The organism is Micromonospora yangpuensis, from assembly GCF_900091615.1.
In the GTDB taxonomy this organism is placed as follows: domain Bacteria; phylum Actinomycetota; class Actinomycetes; order Mycobacteriales; family Micromonosporaceae; genus Micromonospora; species Micromonospora yangpuensis.
The window spans coordinates 4,759,956-4,781,544 of record NZ_FMIA01000002.1; the positions used below are offsets into that span (position 1 = coordinate 4,759,956).

Annotated in this window: 19 protein-coding genes; 4 read left to right on the top strand and 15 right to left on the bottom strand. The window is 73.7% G+C overall.

Annotated features, from left to right (window positions below; genetic code table 11):
* Positions 1-219: 219 nt before the first annotated feature.
* The 6 genes from GA0070617_RS32450 to GA0070617_RS21440 all read right to left on the bottom strand — a co-directional run bounded on the left by GA0070617_RS32450 (position 220) and on the right by GA0070617_RS21440 (position 6,281).
* A complete protein-coding gene (locus GA0070617_RS32450; protein WP_355149468.1) occupies positions 220-300 on the bottom strand; it encodes a putative leader peptide in 81 nt (26 codons plus the stop codon).
* Between the two features lie 139 nt (positions 301-439).
* A complete protein-coding gene (locus tag GA0070617_RS21420) occupies positions 440-1,813 on the bottom strand; it encodes a bifunctional RNase H/acid phosphatase (protein WP_091441604.1) in 1,374 nt (457 codons plus the stop codon).
* A 4-nt stretch (positions 1,814-1,817) separates the two neighbouring features.
* A complete protein-coding gene (locus GA0070617_RS21425) occupies positions 1,818-2,555 on the bottom strand; it encodes a zinc ribbon domain-containing protein (protein ID WP_091441607.1) in 738 nt (245 codons plus the stop codon).
* Positions 2,552-3,637, bottom strand: coding sequence for a Nif3-like dinuclear metal center hexameric protein (locus GA0070617_RS21430; protein ID WP_373868318.1), 1,086 nt, complete (start codon positions 3,635-3,637; stop codon positions 2,552-2,554). Before GA0070617_RS21430 ends, GA0070617_RS21425 begins: the two co-directional genes overlap by 4 nt.
* 572 nt (positions 3,638-4,209) lie before the next feature.
* Positions 4,210-4,725: a flavoprotein gene (locus GA0070617_RS21435; RefSeq protein WP_091446915.1), complete on the bottom strand. Its 516-nt coding sequence runs from the start codon at positions 4,723-4,725 to the stop codon at positions 4,210-4,212.
* Between the two features lie 332 nt (positions 4,726-5,057).
* The gene (locus GA0070617_RS21440; RefSeq protein WP_091441609.1) at positions 5,058-6,281 is read right to left on the bottom strand and encodes a helix-turn-helix domain-containing protein; all 1,224 of its coding nucleotides are present in this window, start codon (positions 6,279-6,281) and stop codon (positions 5,058-5,060) included.
* Between the two features lie 240 nt (positions 6,282-6,521).
* Here GA0070617_RS21440 and GA0070617_RS21445 point away from each other — a divergent pair, with 240 nt between their 5' ends.
* Positions 6,522-7,193 carry a bifunctional DNA primase/polymerase gene (locus GA0070617_RS21445; protein WP_091441611.1) on the top strand — a complete coding sequence of 224 codons (672 nt, stop codon included), beginning with the start codon at positions 6,522-6,524 and terminating at the stop codon, positions 7,191-7,193.
* 178 nt (positions 7,194-7,371) lie between these two features.
* On the opposite strand, the gene GA0070617_RS21450 is transcribed toward GA0070617_RS21445, so the two are convergent.
* The 6 genes from GA0070617_RS21450 to GA0070617_RS30050 all read right to left on the bottom strand — a co-directional run bounded on the left by GA0070617_RS21450 (position 7,372) and on the right by GA0070617_RS30050 (position 14,089).
* Positions 7,372-8,094: an FAD:protein FMN transferase gene (locus GA0070617_RS21450; RefSeq protein WP_091446919.1), complete on the bottom strand. Its 723-nt coding sequence runs from the start codon at positions 8,092-8,094 to the stop codon at positions 7,372-7,374.
* Positions 8,095-8,248: 154 nt separating this feature from the next.
* Positions 8,249-8,851, bottom strand: coding sequence for an FMN-binding protein (locus GA0070617_RS21455; RefSeq protein WP_091441613.1), 603 nt, complete (start codon positions 8,849-8,851; stop codon positions 8,249-8,251).
* A gap of 10 nt (positions 8,852-8,861) precedes the next feature.
* Complete coding sequence (locus GA0070617_RS21460; RefSeq protein WP_091441616.1) at positions 8,862-10,277, bottom strand: ferredoxin reductase family protein; 1,416 nt, start codon at positions 10,275-10,277, stop codon at positions 8,862-8,864.
* Positions 10,274-11,656: a DUF1501 domain-containing protein gene (locus GA0070617_RS21465; RefSeq protein WP_091441618.1), complete on the bottom strand. Its 1,383-nt coding sequence runs from the start codon at positions 11,654-11,656 to the stop codon at positions 10,274-10,276. The genes GA0070617_RS21460 and GA0070617_RS21465 overlap by 4 nt, the downstream gene beginning before the upstream one ends.
* Before the next feature lie 8 nt (positions 11,657-11,664).
* Positions 11,665-13,614, bottom strand: coding sequence for a DUF1800 domain-containing protein (locus GA0070617_RS21470; protein WP_091441620.1), 1,950 nt, complete (start codon positions 13,612-13,614; stop codon positions 11,665-11,667).
* A 118-nt stretch (positions 13,615-13,732) separates the two neighbouring features.
* On the bottom strand, positions 13,733-14,089 hold the full coding sequence (locus tag GA0070617_RS30050) for a hypothetical protein (RefSeq protein WP_139135734.1): 357 nt from the start codon (positions 14,087-14,089) through the stop codon (positions 13,733-13,735).
* Here GA0070617_RS30050 and GA0070617_RS21475 point away from each other — a divergent pair.
* Positions 14,088-14,351, top strand: a complete 264-nt coding sequence (locus GA0070617_RS21475) for a DUF3040 domain-containing protein (protein ID WP_091441622.1) — start codon at positions 14,088-14,090, stop codon at positions 14,349-14,351. The genes GA0070617_RS30050 and GA0070617_RS21475 overlap by 2 nt on opposite strands.
* A gap of 24 nt (positions 14,352-14,375) precedes the next feature.
* Here the strand turns inward: GA0070617_RS21475 and GA0070617_RS21480 are convergent, their stop codons facing one another.
* The 3 genes from GA0070617_RS21480 to GA0070617_RS21490 form a co-directional block, all read right to left on the bottom strand.
* The gene (locus GA0070617_RS21480; protein WP_091441624.1) at positions 14,376-15,284 is read right to left on the bottom strand and encodes an SWIM zinc finger family protein; all 909 of its coding nucleotides are present in this window, start codon (positions 15,282-15,284) and stop codon (positions 14,376-14,378) included.
* Positions 15,281-18,799, bottom strand: a complete 3,519-nt coding sequence (locus GA0070617_RS21485) for a DEAD/DEAH box helicase (protein ID WP_091441626.1) — start codon at positions 18,797-18,799, stop codon at positions 15,281-15,283. The genes GA0070617_RS21480 and GA0070617_RS21485 overlap by 4 nt, the downstream gene beginning before the upstream one ends.
* Positions 18,800-19,149: 350 nt before the next feature.
* Complete coding sequence (locus GA0070617_RS21490; protein WP_091446923.1) at positions 19,150-19,635, bottom strand: DinB family protein; 486 nt, start codon at positions 19,633-19,635, stop codon at positions 19,150-19,152.
* A 183-nt stretch (positions 19,636-19,818) separates the two neighbouring features.
* Here GA0070617_RS21490 and GA0070617_RS21495 point away from each other — a divergent pair, with 183 nt between their 5' ends.
* The gene (locus GA0070617_RS21495) at positions 19,819-20,022 is read left to right on the top strand and encodes a hypothetical protein (protein WP_091441628.1); all 204 of its coding nucleotides are present in this window, start codon (positions 19,819-19,821) and stop codon (positions 20,020-20,022) included.
* 72 nt (positions 20,023-20,094) lie between these two features.
* Positions 20,095-21,543, top strand: coding sequence for an argininosuccinate synthase (argG, locus tag GA0070617_RS21500; protein ID WP_091441630.1), 1,449 nt, complete (start codon positions 20,095-20,097; stop codon positions 21,541-21,543).
* Positions 21,544-21,589: the final 46 nt, after the last annotated feature.

A 21,589-nucleotide genomic window follows, 5' to 3' on the forward strand; every position in this document is an offset into this window, starting at 1 on the left:
GACTTGAACGGATCCCTCCGACTGAACGAGGCCTGGCTGGATGAGATCGGGCCGGACGGATCCGGGCTGGACGGGGTCGGGCCGGACGGATTCGGGCTGGGCAACAAGGAGTGTTCTCCTGTCGGGGGCAGCGCGCAGGCGGGCGTACCCGGGGGGCCGGAGACCCACGGGAGGACAGAGACGGCGACGGCGTGCGCGCGGAGGGAGGATGACCCGGCGTCAGAGGGAGCGTCGACAGGCGGCACTGGCGACGCGCAGGAGGTCGATGTGACCCCGCTTCGTCAGGTGAACGCTGCGCACGAGTTCGATCCTCGGCCGGACCGGGGCCCACTGTCAACGGTTTCCGGCCGGCAATCCCCTCCGAAGTGGTAGGGATTACCGGCCGGGGAGTTTGGAAGGGACCCTTCCTATACAGAAAGCGTTAAGAGGGGGCCCTTCCTTACAGGTGGGCGGTGTCGTTTACGGTGCGGACGGCCACGCCGCCGTCGGGGTACAGGTCCACGATGGAGATGCCCGCCGCGTCCAGGAAGAGCCGGTGCAGGAACGCGTCGTCGGCCGCCAGGGCGTCGCGCAGCGCCAGCTTGATCGGCGAGACGTGCGAGACCACCACCACGGTCTCCTTCGGGTACGCCGCACGCAGCGCCTCGACCGCCCGGCGCACCCGCAGGCCGACGTCGGTGAAGGATTCCCCGTCCGGCGGCGCGGCCCGGGTCGAGGCGAGCCAGGCGTCCAGCTCCCCCGGCCAGCCCGCCCGCACCTCGGCGAAGGTACGCCCCTCCCAGGCACCGAAGTCGCACTCGATGAGGTCGGGCTCGGTGCGTACCGGTGGGTCACCGACGGCGGCGGCGATGGCCTGCGCGGTCGCCGTACACCTCGACAGCGGGGAGCTGACCACGGCCGCGACCGTCGGGGCGAGGGCGGCCACCCGCTTGGCGGTGGCCTCGATCTGGGCCCGGCCCCGCGCGGAGAGCGCCACGTCGCCGCGACCGGAGTAGCGGCGCTGCTCGGTGAACTCGGTCTCGCCGTGCCGGACCAGAATCAGCCGGGTGGCGGTGTCGCTCGGCCGGGGCTCCCACGAGCCCTTCGCCCCGCCGGTGGCGCTCGACGCGCCCTCGCCGGCAGCCGGTGCCCCCGTGGTCCCGCCGGTGGCCGATTCGGCGGCCCCACCGGTGGCCGGTCCGGCGGTAGCGGTGGTGGTGGCCGGTTCGGCGGTATGGGTGCGGCCGGTGGCCGGGTCGGTGGTACGGGCGGTGGCCGGGTCGGTGCCGGCGGTCCGGGCGGTCGTGGCGCGGGCGGCGGCCTCCCGGGCCTGCTGGCGGGCGGCGGAGTCCGGGGCGGCGACCTCACGCGGCGGCTCGACGATCCGGGGGGCCGCGACGGTCGGGCGGGCCGGCGTCCGGCCGGCGGCCACGTCCATCGCGGCGTTGGCCAGGGCGTCGGCGTGCTTGTTGCGTTCCCGGGGGATCCAGCTGAACCGGACCGCGTCGAAGCGGCCGACCAGCGCCGCCGCCTGCGCGGCCAGCGGGCGCAGCCCCGGGTGCTTGATCTGCCAGCGGCCACACATCTGCTCGACCACCAGCTTGGAGTCCATCCGCGCGTCGACCTCGGCGGCACCGGCGTCGGCGGCGGCCTCCAACCCGGCGATCAGTCCCCGGTACTCGGCGACGTTGTTGGTGGCCACCCCGATCGACTCGGCGCGCTCGGCGAGCACCTCGCCGGTGGCCGCGTCGCGGACCACCGCGCCGTACCCGGCCGGGCCGGGGTTGCCCCGGGAACCACCGTCGGCCTCGATGACGACCTTGCGTCCCGCCACCGGACTACAGCCCGGACTCGTTGGTACGGACCATGATGCGCCGGCAGTCCTCGCAGCGCACCACCTCTTCCGGGTCGGACTTGCGGATCCGGGCCAGGTCCATGCCGGAGAGCTCCAACCGGCAGCCGCCGCAACGGCCGGCGGTCAGCAGCGCCGCGCCCAGCCCGGTGTCGGCCCGGATCTTGTCGTAGAGGGTCACCAGCTCCGCCGGCAGGTCGGCGGCGAGCGGCTGACGGGACGTCCGCTTGTACTCCTCCTCCTTGGCGATCTCGGCGAGGGTGTCGTCCCGACGCTGCTCGGTGGCCGCCCGACGCTCACGCGCCTCGGTCAGTCGCCGTTGGATCCCGTCCAGTACGCCCTGGGCGTCCTCGCGCTGCTGCATCAGCTCCAGCTCGGCGTCCTCCAGGTCGGACTGCCGCCGGTTCAGCGAGACCAGCTCGTGCTGCAACGCCTCCAGCTCCCGGGCCGGGCCGGTACCGGCGGCGAGCCGGTCCTCGTCCTTGGTCTTGCGGGCGCGTACCTGGTCGACATCCTTCTCCAGGCGGGCGATGTCACGATCCAGATCGTCCACGGTGACCTGGGCCCGGACCCGCTCGTCCTCCAGCGCGGACAGCTCCCGGGCCAGCGCGTCCAGCTCGGCGTGCTCGGGCAGCGTCCGGCGACGGTGCGCGAGCTGGGCCAGGTTCGTGTCGATCGCCTGAAGATCGAGCAGGCGACGCTGGACCTTGGGGTCTGCCTTCACGGGCGGGGCTCCTTGTCGTCCACGAGGTGCGGGTGGTGGTGTGCGGTGGAGCTGGCGGCGTGCACCGTCCACGGGTCGGTGGCCAGGTCGGAGACGTACCCCTCGACCCCGAGGGTGGCCCGCAGGTGGGCCGCCACGTCGTCCAGCCAGGGGCGTTCGGTAGCCCAGTGTGCGGCGTCGAGCAGGGCCGGACCACCGGCGGCCAGCTGCTCGCCGACCGGGTGGTGCCGCAGATCGGAGGTGAGGTACGCATCCACCCCGGCGGCCGTGGCCGCGGCCAGGAAGCTGTCCCCGGACCCACCGCTGACCGCCAGGGTACGGATCAACCGCTCCGGGTCACCGGCGGCACGTACCCCCCAGGCGGTCGGCGGGAGCACGGCAGCGGCGTGCCGGGTCAGCTCGGCGAGCGTCATCGGCCGGGGCAGCTCACCGATCCGGCCGATCCCCCGGCCCCCGGCGGGACTTCCCGGGCCACCGGCTGGGGTGCCGCCCCCCGCGGAGCCGACCGGGCCGGCGGGGCCAGCGGGGCCAGCGGGGCCGCTGGTCGCGGCAGAGCCGACCGGGCCGCTGGTCGCGGCAGAGCCGACCGGGCCGCTGGTCGCGGCGGGGCTGCCGGGGGTGGGTGGGTCCAGGGGGCGCAGGCCGGTCAGCCCGAACCGGGCCGCGAGTGCGTCGGAGACGCCCGGGTTGGCGACGTCGGCGTTGGTGTGCGCCACGTACAGGGCCACGTCGGCGCGGATCAGCTGGTGCACGATCCGCCCCTTCCAGGTGGTCGGCGCCACCGAGGAGACCCCGCGCAGCAGCAGCGGATGGTGGGCGACGATCAGGTCCGCACCGGCGTCGAGGGCCTCGGCGACCGTCTCCGGCACCACGTCGACCACGTACGCCACCCGGCCTACCGGGCTGGCCGGCTCACCCAGCACCAGGCCGACCCGGTCCCACTCCTGCGCCCAGGACTGCGGATACCAACGGTCCAGCTCGGCGACCACGTCAGCCACGGTGACAGCCTGGTCCGCACCCGAGTCGCCTGGACGGTCACTCAGGGTGCTCTGGTCGCCGGTCCGCGGTGCACTTGTGCTCACGGCGGGTCAGCTTACCGGCGTACCCCCGCCCGCCCGGCCACCCGGCCCGCCCCGCCCCGGTCAGGCGAGGCGAGCTCCCGTCCGGGCGAGCTTGTACCGGCCAGGCCGGCTGCCCCGGGCGGGCCGTCAGCCACCAGAGCGCCCCGGGCGGGCAGACCGGCCGCGCCCGTAAACCACCAGCCCGGGGTGGACAGGACCCGGGCGGTCCGCCGGCCGCCAGACCCGCCAGGCAGACCGGGCGAACCCGACCAGCCAGAGCCGGGCGGGCAGACCCGGGCGGGCCGTGAGCCTTCAGACTTGGGCGGGCGGGCCGTGAGCGGCCTTGATCGACTCGGTTGGGGCGATATTGCCGTATCAACCGGCCCCGGACACCGCCATTCCAGCCCAACCGAGTCGATCAACCCACGACCACCCCCAAAACGCGCTCCCCCAACGACCACAGCGACGACCGTGGCAACGACAGCAGCGACAGCAGCGACAGCAGCGACGACGACAGTGGCAACGACAGCAGCGACGACGACAGTGGCGACGACAGCAGCGGGGGCAGGGTTCAGCGCAGTGGAAGGCGGTGCTCAGTGTAGGGCGGCCAGGGGGGCCTGCCAGGGGAAGGCGTGCAGGTGGGCCTCGCTCTTCCCGGGCGGATGCAGCGGGAAGACGTGGTCGCCGAAGAGCACCGTGATGCCCCACCGGTCGAGCCGGGCCAGCGCCTCCTGGAAGGCCGGATGAACCGCCATCGCCGAGTTGGTGAACGGTACCGCCACGATCGGTAGCCCTCGGCCCTGCGCCTCCACCAGCAATCCCAGCACGAGGGTGTCGGTGATGCCGGCCGCCCACTTGGTGACCGTGTTCACCGTCGCGGGACAGACGATCATGGCGTCCGCCGGGGGCAGCAGGTCCGGGTCGCCCGGGTGCTTGTAGCGGCTGCGGACCGGGTGACCGGTCTGCCGGGCCAGGGTCTCGTGGTCGATGAACTTCTGCCCGTCCGGGGTGGTGACCACGCAGACGTCCCAGCCGTCGGCCTGGGCGGCGGCAACGAGCTGGCCCACCTGCCGGGCCAGGGGCGAGCCGCAGGTCAGCACGTAGAGCACCGAACGCCGGTGCGCCGGCCGGGCCCGGTCGCCGGGCCGCGCCGGCGCGCTCGACCGGACCGGCTCCCCCGACCCGCCGGACGCTCCGGAGCCCAGCGCCACATCCGAGCCCAGCGCCGCATCCGAGCCCAGCGCCGCATCGGAACCGAGGGCCACATCGGAGCCCCGCGCCGCCCCGAAGCCCAGGGCCTCCGCACCCAGCACCGCCCCGAAGCCAAGAGCCGCATCGGAGTCAAGAGCCGTGTCGGAGCCCCGGGCCGCCCCGGAGCCCCGGGCCGTTCCGGAGCCCCGGGCCGTTCCGGAGCCGGGGGCGCCCGGTGGGGTCGGGACGGTCACACGCCCACCCCCATCTGCTCGGCCAGTTCGGCGAGGTGGCTGGTCGGTGCGCCCCGGGTACGGCGTAGGACGTCGGCCATCACCTCGTGGGCGATCGGCCGGCAGCGGATCTCCGACGGGGAGAGCCGGTCGGCGCGCAGCAGCATCTCCCCGGCCGGGCCGACCTCGCCTACCTGTGCGTAGGCGCGGGCCAGGTCGAGCAGGTGGTGGGCGCGGCGCTCGGGCAGCAGCGCGTTGAACGCCGGCTCCGGCAGCCGCTGGTGGATCAGTACCGCCCGGCCCCCGTCACCCAGCTCCACCGCCGCGGCGGCCCGGTGCAGCTCGATGTTGGTCGGGCCGAACGACGTCCAGTAGTGGTTGTGGTCGCCGCCCAGCTCGGTGGCGGCCTCCTGGGCACCGGTGAGCAGGTCGTCGACGGTGGCCGAGTCACCGAGCCGGGCGGCGGCCATCACGGCCTGCAGCAGCAGGGTGCCGAACACCGACAGGTTCTCCGGGGTGACCTTCCCGGTGTCGGGGGCGAGCAGGTTGGCGATGTTGACGTTGAGTTCCAGGGCGGGCCGGGGCCGGCCCATGGCGACCAGCGCGTTGCAGACCCGGGAGGTCGCAATGCCGGCGAGCAGGGGGTCGTTGGCGCGCTGGGCCACCGCCGTGGCCCGGTCGGCGGCCAGCCAGGCCAGCTCGCCCTCGCCGATCCTGCGCAGCACCGAGGAGGCGATCTGGTACGCCTGGCCGAGCAGGTGGGCCGCCTCCTGGGCCTGGTCACCGGTGCACCCGGCATCGGCGGCCTGGGCGTCCCGCAGGAGTTTCGGCAGCGCCCGGGTGAGCAGTCCGTAGCGGCCGTACTGGTAGGTGAGCCAGGCGTGGTTGACCGCCTTGGTCATGTCGGCAAGCGGCGGTGGGCAGGGCGCCCCGGCGAAGTACGCGCTCATCGCGTCGTACCGTTCCAGGGCGGCCCGGATCTCCTCCACCTCGACCTGGTCGATGCAGCTCATCCCGTCGGTACGGCGCTCCGGGTCCTTGCCGAGCAGCAGCTGCACGTCGATCTCGAGGATGTCGGCGATCTCGTGCAGGACGGAGAACTTGTCCAGCCGGCGGACGCCCCGCTCGACCTTGTCCACCCAGCTCTTGGACTTGCCCAACCGGTCGGCGAACACCTGCTGCGACAGTTTGCGTCGGCTGCGCCAGTAGGCAACTCGTCGGCCAATAGGCAACTCGTCCATATCGGTCCTTTCCGGGCTCCGGTAGGGGCGGAGCTGGTCGTCTGCGGCGGCTCGCGCCATCCGCCTTGTGCAGGTATTCGCTGGTCGCACTGCCTGTACGTCACCCTGCCAGGCGGTCCTCATAACTTCGTGCAAGTTGCATCAGCCGTTCGTCGACTTAACGACCTCGGTTCAGGCGCAGTCACGGGCGCCCTATATGTGACCTGGCACCCAGACGGACGAAACGAGGGGAGATCGGCCATGTGGCGGAACGTGAAACCGCACGTCGCGCAGCTGTCGCCGTTGGAACGGGTCCGGTTGCGGAGGGTCGCCGTGCGGTACGCCCTGCACGGCTGGGAGGTGACGCCCGGGGCCTGTCTGGCCCGCAGCCGCTTCGTCTGCGGGCGGGCCGGCTGTCCCACGGTCGGCTGCCATCCGGCCCTGGAGAACTGGGAACGCGCCGCCAGTGCCGATCCGGCCCGGGTGGCCACCTGGTGGCACACCCGGCCACACGGGGTGCTGCTGCCCACCGGCCGGGCCTTCGACGTGCTGGATGTCCCCACCAACCTCGGCCGGTACGTCCTGGACACCGCCGGCTCACACCCGGCCGGTCCGGGCGTACGCGGTCCGGTGGTGGTGACCCCGACCGGCCGGTGGATGTTCCTGGTCCGTCCCGGTGACCCGCTGCGCCCGGAGTTGGAGCACTGCTTCCACGTGATCCGGCACGGCCTCGGCTCCTGGATCCCGGCCCCGCCGACCCGGCTGCCCGAGGGGCCGGTCCGCTGGGCGGTCGCCCCGGAACAGGCCCGCTGGCGGTTGCCCGACTCGTACCTGGTGCAGAACACGCTGATCGACGCGCTGCGCGCCACCGGCGTCACGTTCGGAGCCGAACTCCTGTCCAGCCATCTGCCCCTCCCCCGCCGCGCCACCTGATTCCGCACACCGCACAGGCTGTCCCGCCGAAGGGGCCGTACCGTCGGACAACGTCGCACTTCCGGACCGATCCGGCCGCCCCGCCACCGCCGGACCGCCGGAAAGCACCCGGCCCGCCACCGCCGGACCGCCTGGCAGCCCCCGCCCCGGCGATGCCGGGCCGCCGCACCGGCACGTCTCACCCGGCCAGCGGGAGGTCGGTGGAGTGCAGGCAGCGGCCGTCGTCGGTGACCACCGCGTGCCGGTACCCGGCGAGGCGGTCCAGCCAGCCGATCCCGGCCGGCCCCATGGCGACGGCGGCGGTGGCGTACGCGTCGGCCGGGCCGAGGTCCGCACCGACCACGGTGACCGACCGCAGCCCCCGGGCCGGCCGGCCGGTGCGGGGGTCGCGCACGTGGGGGCCGCGTTCGTAGCAGCCGGAGGTGGCCACCGCCAGGTCGGTGCCGGTCAGCACCAGGCAGGTCGCCGTGGCGTCCCACGGGTGCCGGATGCCGATCCGCCACGGCCGGCCCGCCGACGAGTGGCCCCGGACCCGCAGGTCACCGCCGGCGTTCAGGCAGTGGTTCGACGCGCCGGCGGCGAGCAGCCGGTCCGAGGCGACCTGCACCGCCCAGCCCTTGACGTAGCCGGAGGGGTCCAGCCCGCCGATGGCGTACGCGTCGAAGAAACCGTCGGTGTCGCGCCACAGGTCGGCGCAGCACGCCAGCACCTCCCGCAGCTGCGGTGACGCCTCGGGCAGCGGCAGTTCCCCCCGGTCCACCCGGCACACCTCGCTGTCCGGGCGGTACGTGCTGAACCGGGCGTCGACCGCGCGCAGCCAGTCGAAGACCTCCTCGGCCAGCGTGTGCAGCTCGGTCGGGGGCAGGTCGTCGGCGAGGTCCAGGCTGATCGCCGTACCCATGATCTGCTCGACCCGCCGCAGTCCGGGCCGGACCGCCGACCCGCGCAGCCCGGCCGGCACGGACCCGGCGGGCGGCCCGGCCGACGCGGACCCGGCGGGCGGGCCGGCCGACGCGGACCCGGCGGGCGGGCCGGCCGGTGCTCCGGCGGGCATGTCAGCGGGCCCGGTCGAGGGCGGCCTGCAGCGACTGCCGGTACGACCCGCTGGTGGCGGTGGCCCCGGAGACGGTGTCCACCTCGGCGCTCTGCCGCTGCACCACCTGCCCGGAGGTGCCGCTGTACCGGCCGTCCACCTCGCTGCTGCGGCGGTCCGACTGGGCGGTCTCCCGGGGCAGCTCCAGCGCGGTGGCGTCGACGATCCGGCGGCCGTCGAGGGTGATCCGCACCTGCACGTTGCCGTACTCGTTCTCCACCACCGGCCCGGTCACCGTCCGGCGGGTCGGCTTCGGCGCGGCGCTGGTGGTACGCGGCGCGTCCGGGGTACGCGGCGCCGCCCGGGTGGTCGGCGGGCGGGTCGTCGTCCGGGGATCGGCGGAGTCCTCGGCGGTCGTCCGGCTGGGATTGGGGCTCTTCCGCGTCCGGCTCGGCGTGGGGGTGACCGGTGGCGTGGCGGTGGGTCCGGTGCCCGAGGGGACCACCGGCGGCCGGTCGACCGGCAGGTCCCGGGCCGCCACCATGGTGTCCGGGGCACCCTTGAGGACCACCAGGGCGGTGGTGCCGGCGGCCAGGCCGGTGATCGCGAGCAGGGCCCGACGCATGGCAGCCTTCCTACAGTTCGAACGTGGCGAGGTGGATCTGTCGGCGGGGCACCCCGGCGGAGCGCAACGCCCGGACGGAGTGCGCGACCAGCCCGGCGGGTCCACAGAGGTAGACGTCGCGTTCGGCGAGGTCCGGCACCAGCCGGCGCAGCCCGGCGGCGCTCATCAGCTGCCGGGGGCCGGGGTCGTCGCGGGAACCGATGACGTACCAGATCGAGGTCTGCCGGGCCTGGGCCAGCCAGTCCAGTTCCCGGTGCAGCAGCACGTCGTCGGGGGTCCGGGCCCGGTAGATCAGCGCGGCACCGGGCGGCAGCTCCTCCAGCATGGCGCGGATCGGGGTGATCCCACTGCCACCGGCGATCAGCAGGGCCCGGTCGGTCCGGCGGTGCGCGGCGGTGAACGTGCCGGCCGGCCCGCTCACCCAGACCCGGGTGCCCGCGTCCAGGTTCCGCAGGTCGCGGGTGTGCGTGCCGACGACCTTGACGGTGATCCGCAGCCAGCGGCCGTTGGCGGCGGCGGAGACCGAGAACGGGTGCGACTGCCCCCAGCAGCCCCGGGTGAGGAATCGCCAGCGGAGGAACTGCCCGCCGAGCAGGTCCACCTGGCCGAGCCGCTCGCCGGTCAGGTAGATCGAGACGGTCTCCGGGTTCTCCGCGACCACGTCGGCCACCCGCAGCCGGTGCCGCAGGTTGAACCGGAGCGGGCCGAGCACCCGCCCGACCAGCAGGGCCGCCAGCACCGCCGCGTACATGCCGAGCCACCAGGTACGCGCCGGGCCGGGCGGGAAGAGTTGCGCGCCGTTGCTGAACTGGTGACCGAAGCCGAGCAGCAGCACCAGGTAGCTGGCTAGGTGCAGGCGGTGCCAGAGTTCGTAGGGCAGCGCCCGGCGGACGGCCCGGACACCGGTGAGACCGAGCAGCACGATGATCCCGGCGGCGGTGAACGCCGACACCATGTCCTCGTAGTCGCGCAGCAGCAACCCGACCTGGGTGAGCACCGGGTGGCCCGCGGAGCGGGCGTAGCCGACCACGATCAGCGCCAGGTGGGCCAGCACCGCGACCAGCAGCGTGGCCCCGACGTCGCGGTGCCAACGGACCAGCCGCTCGGTACCGACCCACCGTTCCAGGATCCCGAGCCGGCTCATCAGCAGCACCTGCACCAGCAGCAGGTAGCCGGCGACCAGCCCGGCGATCCGGCCGGCCGCGGTGAGGGTCGCGGCGGTGCTGTCCAACGACCCGGCGGGGGTGTCCCGCCACCACGGCGACACGCTGACCACCAGCCCGGCGGTGGCGGCCACGACCAGCAGCCGCCGGCCGCCGGGTCCGCGTCGGGGCGGTGCCGGCGGGGGTAGCGGTGCCGACCGGCCGCCGGCCCGGGTGGCGGTCCCGGGTCGGCGGCCGGCGGCATGGGTGCCGGGGTACGTCACGCGTACAGCTTCATCGGGGTGTACGTGCGCCGGGGGAAGATCCGGTCGACCTCGGCGTTGGTCAGCCCGAACCGGCCCTGCGCCACCGAGCCGTAGACGTCGAACATGTTGTTGTACTCGGGCACGTCCCCGGAGTCCAGGTCGGACAGCCCGTTCCAGCGGCCCAGCAGCGAGCCGGCCAGCTTGCGCCCGGACAGGACGGTGACCACGCCACCATGGCCGTGGTCGGTGCCACCGCCGTTGGAGGCGACCCGCCGGCCGAACTCGCTGGAGACCATGACGGTCACGTCGGCGGCCCGGTCACCGAGGTCGGTGAAGAACGCCGCCATCGCCCCGGCCAGCTCGGTGAGCCGCCGGTGCAGCTGGCCGCCCTCCCGGGTGCCCTGGTTCTCGTGGGTGTCGTACCCGCCCATGCCGACGGTGGCGACCCGCACGTTCGCCCCGCCCTTGATCAGCTGGGCGAGCTGCTGGAAGGCGCTGCCGACTCCGCCGGTGTACTCGACGCCCCCGGCCGGCTCGTACGGCTTCGCGGCGAGTTTCTGCGCGGTGCCCAACGCGCCCAGGCCGGACCGGACGGCCTCCTGCACCGGGTGGTTGATGCCGGTGAAGAGGCCCCTGATCGCCTTCTCGGTGGCCTCCCGGTACCGGTCGTCGCCGTTGAGCCGCAGCGACCCGACACTGTTGAGTGACAACGCGCCGTTGGTGCCTACCAGCGACCGGGGCAGGGTGCTGCCGATGCCGACGCTGCGGAAGGCGGTGCCCTTGCCCAGGGCGTCGACCAAACTGTCCAGCCAGCCCCGGCCGCCGGTCTCGCCGGGCAGGCCGCCCAGGTTGCAGGCGTCGGCGGCCTGGAAGTGGCTGCGGGACAGCCGCTCGTCGGAGACCGCCGGGACGAACCCGAGCTGCCCGGCCCTGAGCCACTTCTCCAGCGGCCGGAAGGCGCTGGTCAGCTTGAAGCCCCGGCCCAGGGCCAGCGAGTCCGCGCCGAGCAGCAGGTCGGGACGGGCCTTGGCGAGCACCGGCTCGTCGGCCGGGGCGACCAGGCTCAACCCGTCCAGCCCGCCGTAGAGGAAGACGTGGATCAGGGTGCCGGTCTTCGTCGCCGCGAACGACGCCGAGGTGGTGACGAACTGGGCGGTGGCCAGCGCGGTGGCGGTGGCGGCGGCACCGGCCACGAAGGTACGCCGGGTGACCCCGCGACCGTCCTGCTGGGCCTCCTCCAGCTCCTCCAACCGGCGGTACCGGTCGGCCTCGGCGGCGTTCTCGGCGGCGACGATGTCGGCCTCGGCCCGCAGCAGCGCCTCGGCCGGGTCGTCCGCCAGTCGCCGTACGTCGGGGCACTCGGGATGCAGGGGGTACGGGTGCACGGTCATCTCCATCGCTGGCTTCACCGGAGGTGGTGCTGGGGGGAGGCGAGGATCGCCCGCGCGACGGCGACGACGGCACCGCCGAGCGTGGCGTCGACCTTCGCGCCGGCCGGGACCCCGGCGATGTCGAGGATCAGCTCCCGCTCCCGGGTGGTCAGTTTCTGCTGCACCAGCCGCCTGGCCAGCGCGTCCACGTACGCCCCGGCGGTGCCCGGCGGGTCGGCGACCAGCCGTTCGGCGGCGGTGTACGTGAACTGGGTGCGCCTGCCGGTGAGCAGGTCGCCGGCCTCGTTCCAGCCGTTGACCATGGTGCCGGCCGAGGTCCAGGCGAGGTAGACGTCCGGGTAGCCGTCCGGGGTGGGCTGTCCCATCGGGTGGTGGCCCAGCTCGCGCAGCTTGTCGTGGACCTGCCGCAGCCCCTGGGCGTACGGGGTGCGCCGGTTGTCCCGGTTGTCGTGCCCCGGCGAGGCGTCGGGGGCGACGCCGAGGACCCGGTAGGTGGCGACCAGGTACTCCAGCGGCCGGCGGACCTTCTGGCCGACGGCCGCCCAGAACTCCGAGGAGCTGAAGAGCGTCATCAGCACCGGCCGGATCCGGCCCCGGTTCGCCGTGTACGTCTTGGCCAGCCGGTCCACCAGGGACTTCGGCGGGGTGTCGGAGACGAACCGGACGGCCAGGTTCTGCGCCACGTACTTCGCCGTCGACGGGTGCAGGGCCAGGTAGGTGAGGTACGCGTCGATCGCCGCCTCGGCCTTCTTCGGATCGGCGGAGTCGTTGGCGTGGCTGAAGCCGAGGATCTTGACCTTGCCGACGTAGTGCCGGTCCGGGCGGAAGACGTACTCGCCGTCGTCGACGCCGCGGCCGGTCTGCAGGAGGGCCGCCTGCCGGACGTCCTTCTCGCGGTAGCCGCCGTCCACGCCTACCGAGTACAGCTCCAGGTTCTCCCGGGCGAGGTTCTCGTTCACCGCGTCGGCCCGGGAGTCGTTCTGGTTGAGGTAGAGCAGCAACGCCGGGTGCCGGTTGGCGGCTACCAGCATCTCCGGGTAGCTGCCCAGGGCGTGCGCCCGGACCACGTCGCGGTCGAAGGCCGTCCGGTACGGCCCACCGCCGTCGAAGTCGGCGGCGACGTGCAGGAAGTCGTTCCAGAAGTCGACCATCACCTCGAAGAGCTGCCGGTCGGACCAGATCTGCCGGGCGATGGTGGCGTCCACCACCTCCTTCTCCGGTTGGGCGCCCCGCTGGTCGAGCTGCTCCCGCTGGTCGCGCAGCTGCCGGCTGTTCAGCTTCAGCGTCGGCAGGTCGGCGAGCTTCAGTTCACCCCGGGTCGGGGCGATCTTCGCCGGTTCGAGCTGGGTCCGGATCCAGGCGTCGATGCCGACCTTGCGGATCTCGGCGACCAGTCGGGGTGTCGCGCCGAAGGTGGCCCGCCGGGCCAGGTGCAGGACCGGATCCTTGGCCAGCACCGTCTTGACCGTGACCTTGGTCGCCTCGGCGGCGGCGGCCGGCCCGGAGTAGGACCGGCCACCGGTCGGGGTGTTGCGGCGCAGCTCCTTCCCGGCGCGCGAGCCCATGTAGCTCTCGTTCTGCTCGGTGTAGGTGCGTACCGTGCTGGCCTGCTGGCCGCTGGGGCGGGCCGGGGTGCCGTCGGTGACCGTGGGACCGGTGGCGTCGCCGGCGACCGTCGGCCCGGCGTCGCCGAACAGGCCGCGTACCTGGGGGCTCAGGCCGAGCGCCACCCCGCCGGCGACCACGGCGGCGGTCCCGCCGAAGGCGGCCAGGGCCCGGCGGCGACCGACCGGGCGTTGCGGCTCGTCGTCGTCGAGGTACGGCAGCCCGACGCCGTCGGACCTCAACGGGGTCGGCTGGCCGAGGCCCTGGGGGCCGATCCACTGCGGGCCGGTCCACCGCGGTTCGGGTTGGACGGTCGGGCCGGGTTGGTGGGCGGGGGGTGGCTCGTTCTGGTCGGCCATGTACCGATCCGATTCCTGGTGAGGCGCCGACACGGTCACGACCGGGTGGGGCGACGATGTGGATGAGGACTGACCTGGGCGGTTGATACGGGAAGGTAGCCAAAGCCCTCCGGCCCCTTCAAGATGCGGCTCCGCCGGCGAGTGGGACACTTAAGACAGCGCTCATCGACAATCCCAGGGGCGACAATTCCCCGGCATCCACACTCACCGCCCCGAGCAGGGCGGACACCGCCCGGGGTGGACCGCAGGCGGCGATACCGGTCACGCGGATGATCAGCGGGTCGTTCACCGGCACAGGGAAAATTAAGGTGCCGATAAATCTGGGCTGAGTTGTTCCCGAGTCGACCCGCGGATCCGTTTCGCCCCGCTTTGCCGATCCGGGGAGGAAAAGTAGCAGCAGCAGGAACGCATTGGCCGCCACCGCAGCGGGTAAGCCGCCGAACCGCTGAACCGCATGAGGGGAAGGCAGCGCCATGCTCAGCAAAGAGGATCAGCGCAGGTTCGACGAGATCACCCGACAGTTGCGGGAGAGCGATCCGGAGTTCTTCAGCCGGTTGGCCCGGCGTACCCGTTCCCGGGTCCGCCGCGGCCGGTACCTGCTGCTGTTGACCATCGTGTTGTGGGCCTCGCTGCCGGCCGTCACGGTGCTGGCCGGCCGCCCCACCGGCGCCGTCTTCGCCGTCGTGCTGCTGGCCAACGCCGGACTCCTGTGGCGGTACCGGCACCGGCTGCTCTGAGCCGGCCAGCCCGGTCGGTAGTGGTCAGTCGGCCGGGTCGGTGCGACCGAGTTCCCGGTACGCCCGGCGGAGCCGTTCCAGCAGGCCGGGACCGCCGATGGCGGCGGCCGGCGGGCCCAGCTGACGCAGCACCAGCTCCGGCTCGGTGGCCAGGGTCGGTGGCCGGTCCGGCAACGGCACCGGGGGCAGCCAGAACCGGTCCACACTGTCCGCCAGCGACACCGACGGCTGCCCGGCGAGCGCCCGGTACGCCCCGACCGCCGGCACCACGCCCCCACCTGCCGCCGCACCCGCCACCACCGCGCCGGCCCCGGCTCCTGCCGTGCCGGTGCCGGGGTCCGTGGGTTGTCGGCGGGCCCGTAGCCGGGTCAGCAGGTCCGCGCGGCTGCGACCCCGCCAGTGCAGCAGCTCGAACGGGTCGGCGTCGAAGGTCTCGGCGAGCAGGTAACAGCTGGCCGCGAGATGTTTGCAGGGCACCGCGAAGTCCGGGCAGGAGCAGTCCAGCTCCAGCTCGGCCAGCCGCCGGGGAAACAGCGGCGTGCCCGCCGTGGTGAACAGTTCCTCCAGCTCCGCCGGCAGGTCACCGGCGAGCAGCCGGGCGCTGAAGAACGCCTGCCCGGCCAGGTCGGCCTCGATCCGGTCCCATTGCGCCGCGGAGAACGGCGTCACCGCGATCCGTACCCGGTACGGCCGGGGTCGGGAGCCCTGCACGGTAGCGGTGACCACGCCCGGCGTCACGGCCAGGGTGAGCACCTGACCGGCGCGGGCGTAGGCGCGTCCCCGGGTCAGCCGGGTGCCCAGCGCGAACGACTCCAGCACCTCCAGGAAGCGTCGGGACCACCAGGAGACCCCGATCGCGCCCCGGGTGCTGCGGGCCCGCAATCCCCCGTCGACCCGGCGGGGCGGGCCGAAGTCGGCGTACCGGCCGGTCACTCGACCACCGCCTGGTCGCCCAGGGTGAACAGCTCCCGCAGCTGCCCGGTGGACAGCTCGGTGACCCACTGCTCGCCGCTGCCCACCACCTGCGCCGCCAGGTCGCGCTTCTGGCGGATCATCTCGGCCACCTTCTCCTCCACGGTGCCGGCGCAGACGAACTTGCGGACCTGCACCCGGCGGCGCTGGCCGATACGGAACGCCCGGTCGGTGGCCTGGTCCTCCACCGCCGGGTTCCACCACCTGTCGACGTGCACCACGTGGTTGGCGGCGGTCAGGGTGAGCCCGGTGCCGCCGGCCTTGAGCGACAGGACGAACAGCGCCGGCCCGTCGGCGGACTGGAAGCGGGTGACCATGCTGTCCCGGTCGGCCTTGCCGACCCCGCCGTGCAGGAAGAGCACCTCCCGGCCGAAGCGGGCCGACAGGTGGGCCCGGAGCATCCCGCCGAACTCGGCGTACTGGGTGAAGAGCAGTGCCTTCTCGCCGGCCGCCAGCACCTCGTCGAGGATCTCCTCCAGCCGGGCCAGCTTGCCGGAGCGGCCGGGCAGGGCGGAGCCGTCGCGCAGCAGCTGGGCCGGATGGTTGCAGATCTGCTTGAGCCGGGTCATGGTGGCCAGTACCAGGCCGCGCCGTTCCATCCCGTCGCTGGTTTCGATCTTGGCGAGCATCTCGTCGACCACCACCCGGTACAGCGACGCCTGCTCGGCGGTCAGGTTGCAGACCACCTCCATCTCCAGCTTCTCCGGCAGGTCGGAGATGATCGACGAGTCGGTCTTGAGCCGGCGCAGCACGAACGGGCCGGTCATCCGGCGCAGCCGGGCAGCCGTCTCGGTGTCGCCGTGCCGCTCGATCGGGACCGCGTACGACTGCCGGAAGCTGGCCGCCGGACCGAGCAGGCCGGGATTGGCGAACTGCATGATCGACCAGAGGTCGGCGAGCCGGTTCTCCACAGGCGTGCCGGTGACCGCCACCCGGTGCCGGGCGGGCAACGTCCGGACCGCCTCGGCCTGCCGGGTCGCCGCGTTCTTGATCGCCTGCGCCTCGTCCACCACCACCCGGTGCCAGTCGGTCCCGGCCAGCTCCACGGCGTCGCGGGCCGCCACCGAGTAGGTGGTCAGGACCAGGTCCGCACCCTGCACGGCCTCGGCGAACGCCGCGCCACGCGCCCGCTCGGCCCCGTGGTGCACGTGTACGCGCAGCTTCGGGGTGAACGTCGCGGCCTCCCGTTGCCAGTTGCCGACCAGCGACATCGGGCAGACCAGCAGGGTCGGTCCGGTGCCCGGCGGGTCGTGCGCGAGCAGGGCGAGCAGCTGCACCGTCTTGCCCAGCCCCATGTCGTCGGCGAGGATCCCGCCCAACCCCAGCGACTGCAGGAACGCCAACCAGGCCAGACCCCTACGCTGGTACGGACGCAGCGTCCCGACGAAGCCCGGTGGCGCGTCCAGCGGGGTCAGTCGCTGCTCGGCCCGACCGGTGAGCAGATCGCCCAACGCCCCGTCGGCGGTGATCTCCAGCACCGGCAGCGCATCAGTCTCGTCGGCGTCGGCCAGCCCGAGGCGCAGCAGGTCGGCGACGGTCAGCTCACCACGGGACCGGAGCAGTCGCAGCCCGGTGGCGAGCCGTTTCTGGTCCAACTCGACCCACTGGCCGCGCAGCCGTACCAGCGGGGTCTTCAGCTCCGCCAACGCCGCCAACTCGTCGGCGCTGAGCAGCTCGTCGCCGAGGGCGACCTCCCAGCGGTAGTCGACCAGGGCGTCCAGTCCGACGCCCCCGCCGGCCCCGGCGACCGTACCCGGCGCGGTCCGCCCGCCCGCCCGCAGGCGGGCGCCGAGGCGGGCCGACGGGCGCCGCCACCAGCCCGGCAGCAGCACCCCGAAACCGGCCGCGTGCAGCACCGGCGCACCCTCGCGCAGGAACCGGTGCGCCCCCTCGGTGTCCAGGTCCAACCCCTGCGGGGCAGCGGTACGCAACGCGCCGTCCAGCTCCGGCCAGAGCCGACTGGCCCGACCCAGCTCGGCCAGCAGCAGCTCCTCGACCTGCTGGTCCGGCCGGATCCCCAGCTCACCGGCCGCCTCGGAGCCGGCCGCCCAGATCTGCCCGGCCCCGACGTGCAGCCCGGGCCGGTCGGCACTCTGCAGACCGAACTCGACCCGCCACGTCCCGTCCGCGACCAGCATCGCCGCCTGCCCGACCTGCCCGTCTCGCTCGGACTGCCCGTCCTGCTCGGCCGCCCCGGCCAGCGCGGTGGTCTGCCCGTCCTGCTCGGTCAGGTCGGAGAGCGCGCCGGCCAGCAGTTCCAGCGGCACCTCGGGGGCCGGCTCGACCAACCGGAAGCTGGCCCGCACCGCGCCACCGGCGGCGTCGCGCTGCCAGGCGTCCAACTCGGTACGCAGGGTGTCCAGGGCGGCCGGGTCGGCGGTGAACCCACCGTCGGGACCGGTCAACGCGGCGAGCCAGGCCGGTGCCGCGCCTCCGCGCGGGCCCCCCGAGGCCAACCCGGCCCGCTGCAACCCGGCCCGGTGCAACGCCGCGCGGGTGGCGGCGTCGGTCAACTCGTCCAACACCTCGGCGACCAGCACCGACCCCTCGTCCGCCCCCACCGGCACAGTCGTCCTTGCCGGCACAGTCGTCCCCGGCGGCACGGTGGGCTCCGCCGGCACGGTGGGTCGCCGGTCGGGCCGGGATCCGGCCGGCTGCGCGGATCGGACGACCGGAGGCAGCGCGAGCGCCAGCGACCGGGCCCAGGCGGCGTCCGCGCCGGTGAGCAGCGGTCGCCACACCGCCCGGCCCGCTGTCTTCCTGCCGCGCGCCCCTGTTCGCCCGGCCCGCCCGGCCGCCCCCGGTCCGGCGACGGTTGGACCGACGGCGGCTGACCCGCCGACAGCTGACCCGCCGGCAGCCGGGCCGACGGCAGCTGGGCCGACGGCGTCGGCGGGTGTGCCGGCCACGCCGGGCAGGACCCGCCCCCGGCCGACCAACTCCTCGGCGAACCGGGCAGCCGACACCAGCCAGCGCAGTCCGGCCCCGGCCACCCAGGGCCGCTGCCCTACCACCGGCTCGGCGAGCACAGTCAGCAGCAGGTGGTGGGCGGCGTCCGGGGCGTACCGCAGGGCGGGTGCCCGCCAGGCGGCGAGGGTGACCGGACCGCGCGCCGGATCCCCGGCGTCGGCCCGGACCAACTCCGGCGACTCCAGCGGCGAGCCGGCCCGGGTCGGCAACGCGCACAGTACGGTCGTCGCCTCGACGGTCCCTGGTGGACCCACCGACTCGGTGGCGGCACCGGACGAGCCCTGGTCGGTGGACGAGCCCGGCTCGGCGGCGGCACCGGGCGAGCCCTGGTCGGCGGCGGCAGCGCCGAGCACGCCGGCCAGCGTGGCGTGGTCGGCGGCGAACGGGTGCGGACGTTCCCGGGGCGGCCGACCGGGACGACGTGGCGCACGGGCCGGTCGGTTGCTGTCCTCCGCCCAGACGGCGAGCCCGGAACCCGGCAACCACACCCCGTGGACGACCAGCACCGGACCCCCTCCACACGACGAGAGGAGAGGATAACCGCCGGCCCGGCCGGCCGGTCGAGGGACGCGCCCCGGGGGCCGGGATCGACCCTCGGGCCAGCCCTGCGATGAGCGACCCACTCGTTTCCGGCGGGCCAGGTACTCGGGGCGCCTCCCCCGATCTTTCCCCGATCTCTCCCCGATCGTCGCCGATGGCGTAGATGACCCAGCTCGACACTGTCTCGAACAGCACCCTCGCCGGCATAACCATCAGGTGGGCCCAGCCGACAGCCCACCGAATGGCGACGACGCCACGCGACATCGCCACCCGGGAACACCGCACGAACACCCCGACGGTACGGACCGAACCCCGGTCACACCGCCCCGGTGGCTCCGTCGGTCTGTTCGCGCAGGATGTCGGCGTGGCCGACGTGGCGGGCGGTCTCCTCGATCAGGTGCACCAGGACCCACCGCAAGGAGATCTCCCCGATCAGCGGATGCGTCACCACGTGGTCGAGGTCGTACGCGGCGCTGACCTCCCGTGATCGCGCACACGCCTGCCGGTACGCCTCGGCGAGCCGGTCGACGGTCTCCCCCTCGCGAACGGTGAAGCTTTCCCGGCCCGCCTCGGCGGAGTCGCCCCGCGGGTCGTCCGGAGCCGGCTCGAACAACCTGGGCAGCCAGTTCCGCTCGACCATGGTCAGGTGCTTCACCAGCCCGGCGACGGTCGTGTCGGAGGGCACCAACCGACGGGTGGCCTCGGCGTCGGTCAGCCCTTCCAGCTTGCGCAGCAGCACGCCCCGGTGCAGGTCGAGGAAGGCCTCCAGCACGGCCCGCTCGTCACCGGTACGGGCCAGCATCGGGGGAAGCATCGGATCGATCGGAGCCTGCGTCATGCCCTCGGACCCTAGCTCCGCCGCCCTCGTCGCGCTGCCCCAGACCCGCGCTGCCCCAGGGCCCGCTGCCCCAGGCCCGCGCTGCCCCAGGCCCGCGCTGCTCGGGATCGGCTGCGGGGTGGCGGTGGTCGGGGCAGGATGGGGCGCATGGCATCCACGGTGCAGATCCCCCTGGTCGGCGGCAGGGCCGACGGCGAGACCGTCAACGTCGAGCTGGACCCGAACGGCCGCCCGCCGTTGACGCATCACCACCTGGGTACCGGCGGACTGGCCGACGCCGAGATCTACGAGCTGGAGTCGACCCCCGACCCCGATGCCTGGCGGTACCACTGGCGCGGCCCGGCCTCCTGACCGCGCCCGCCACCGCGTGGTGGCACCGACCCGGGGTTGCATGGGCATGCAGTTGGGTGCATACTTTTGCTCGTGTCTAAGGTTCTTACCTCCCTGCCCAGTGGCGAGCGTGTCGGCATCGCCTTCTCCGGTGGCCTCGACACCTCGGTCGCGGTCGCCTGGATGCGCGACAAGGGTGCCGTCCCGTGCGCGTACACCGCCGACATCGGCCAGTACGACGAGCCCGACATCGCCTCGGTGCCCGGCCGGGCCCTGGCCTACGGGGCCGAGGTGGCCCGGCTGGTCGACTGCCGTGCGGCCCTTGTCGAGGAGGGTCTGGCCGCGCTTACCTGCGGCGCCTTCCACATCCGCTCGGGCGGGCGGGCGTACTTCAACACCACGCCGCTGGGCCGGGCGGTCACCGGGACGCTGCTGGTCCGGGCGATGATCGCCGACGACGTGCAGATCTGGGGCGACGGGTCGACCTTCAAGGGCAACGACATCGAGCGGTTCTACCGGTACGGGCTGCTGGCCAACCCGCACCTGCGCATCTACAAGCCCTGGCTCGACACCGACTTCGTCACCGAGCTCGGTGGGCGTACCGAGATGTCGCAGTGGCTGCTCGCCCACGACCTGCCGTACCGGGACAGCACCGAGAAGGCGTACTCCACCGACGCCAACATCTGGGGGGCCACCCACGAGGCCAAGACCCTGGAACACCTGGACACCGGGATCGAGACGGTCAACCCGATCATGGGGGTCCGGTTCTGGGACCCGGCGGTGGAGATCCCCACCGAGGACGTCACCATCGGGTTCGAGCAGGGCCGGCCGGTGACGATCAACGGCAAGGAGTTCGCCAGCGCGGTCGACCTGGTGCTGGAGGCCAACCTGATCGGCGGCCGGCACGGGCTGGGTATGTCCGACCAGATCGAGAACCGGATCATCGAGGCCAAGAGCCGGGGCATCTACGAGGCGCCGGGCATGGCGCTGCTGCACGCCGCGTACGAGCGGCTGGTCAACGCGATCCACAACGAGGACACCCTGGCCAACTACCACACCGAGGGCCGCCGCCTCGGTCGACTGATGTACGAGGGACGCTGGCTGGACCCGCAGGCGCTGATGCTGCGCGAGTCGCTGCAGCGCTGGGTCGGTACGGCGATCACCGGCGAGGTGACGCTGCGGCTGCGCCGGGGCGAGGACTACTCGATCCTGGACACCACCGGTCCGGCCTTCAGCTACCACCCCGACAAGCTGTCGATGGAGCGTACCGAGGACTCGGCCTTCGGGCCGGCGGACCGGATCGGTCAGCTGACCATGCGCAACCTGGACATCGCCGACTCCCGGGCGAAGCTGGAGCAGTACGCCACCCTCGGCCTGGTCGGGGCCAGCGGGCAGCGGCTGGTCGGTGCCGCCCAGGCGGCCTCCACCGGGTTGATCGGCGCGATGCCGCAGGGCGGCGCCGAGGCGATCGCCTCCCGCGGCATGATCTCCGAGGAGGACGCGGCCCTGGACCGCGCCGCCATGGAGTCCGGCACCGACTGAGGTGTAAGGAAGGGCCCCCTGTTAACAGCCCGCTGGTGAGAAGGGT

Excerpts from the sequence above, each read along its gene's own strand:
- GA0070617_RS21440 (WP_091441609.1), bottom strand. The coding sequence starts at position 6,281 with ATGGACGAGTTGCCTATTGGCCGACGAGTTGCCTACTGGCGCAGCCGA.
- GA0070617_RS21445 (WP_091441611.1), top strand. The coding sequence starts at position 6,522 with ATGTGGCGGAACGTGAAACCGCACGTCGCGCAGCTGTCGCCGTTGGAA.
- GA0070617_RS21450 (WP_091446919.1), bottom strand. The coding sequence starts at position 8,094 with ATGGGTACGGCGATCAGCCTGGACCTCGCCGACGACCTGCCCCCGACC.
- GA0070617_RS21455 (WP_091441613.1), bottom strand. The coding sequence starts at position 8,851 with ATGCGTCGGGCCCTGCTCGCGATCACCGGCCTGGCCGCCGGCACCACC.
- GA0070617_RS21465 (WP_091441618.1), bottom strand. The coding sequence starts at position 11,656 with ATGGAGATGACCGTGCACCCGTACCCCCTGCATCCCGAGTGCCCCGAC.
- GA0070617_RS21470 (WP_091441620.1), bottom strand. The coding sequence starts at position 13,614 with ATGGCCGACCAGAACGAGCCACCCCCCGCCCACCAACCCGGCCCGACC.
- GA0070617_RS21475 (WP_091441622.1), top strand. The coding sequence starts at position 14,088 with ATGCTCAGCAAAGAGGATCAGCGCAGGTTCGACGAGATCACCCGACAG.
- GA0070617_RS30050 (WP_139135734.1), bottom strand. The coding sequence starts at position 14,089 with ATGGCGCTGCCTTCCCCTCATGCGGTTCAGCGGTTCGGCGGCTTACCC.
- GA0070617_RS21490 (WP_091446923.1), bottom strand. The coding sequence starts at position 19,635 with ATGCTGGCCCGTACCGGTGACGAGCGGGCCGTGCTGGAGGCCTTCCTC.
- GA0070617_RS21495 (WP_091441628.1), top strand. The coding sequence starts at position 19,819 with ATGGCATCCACGGTGCAGATCCCCCTGGTCGGCGGCAGGGCCGACGGC.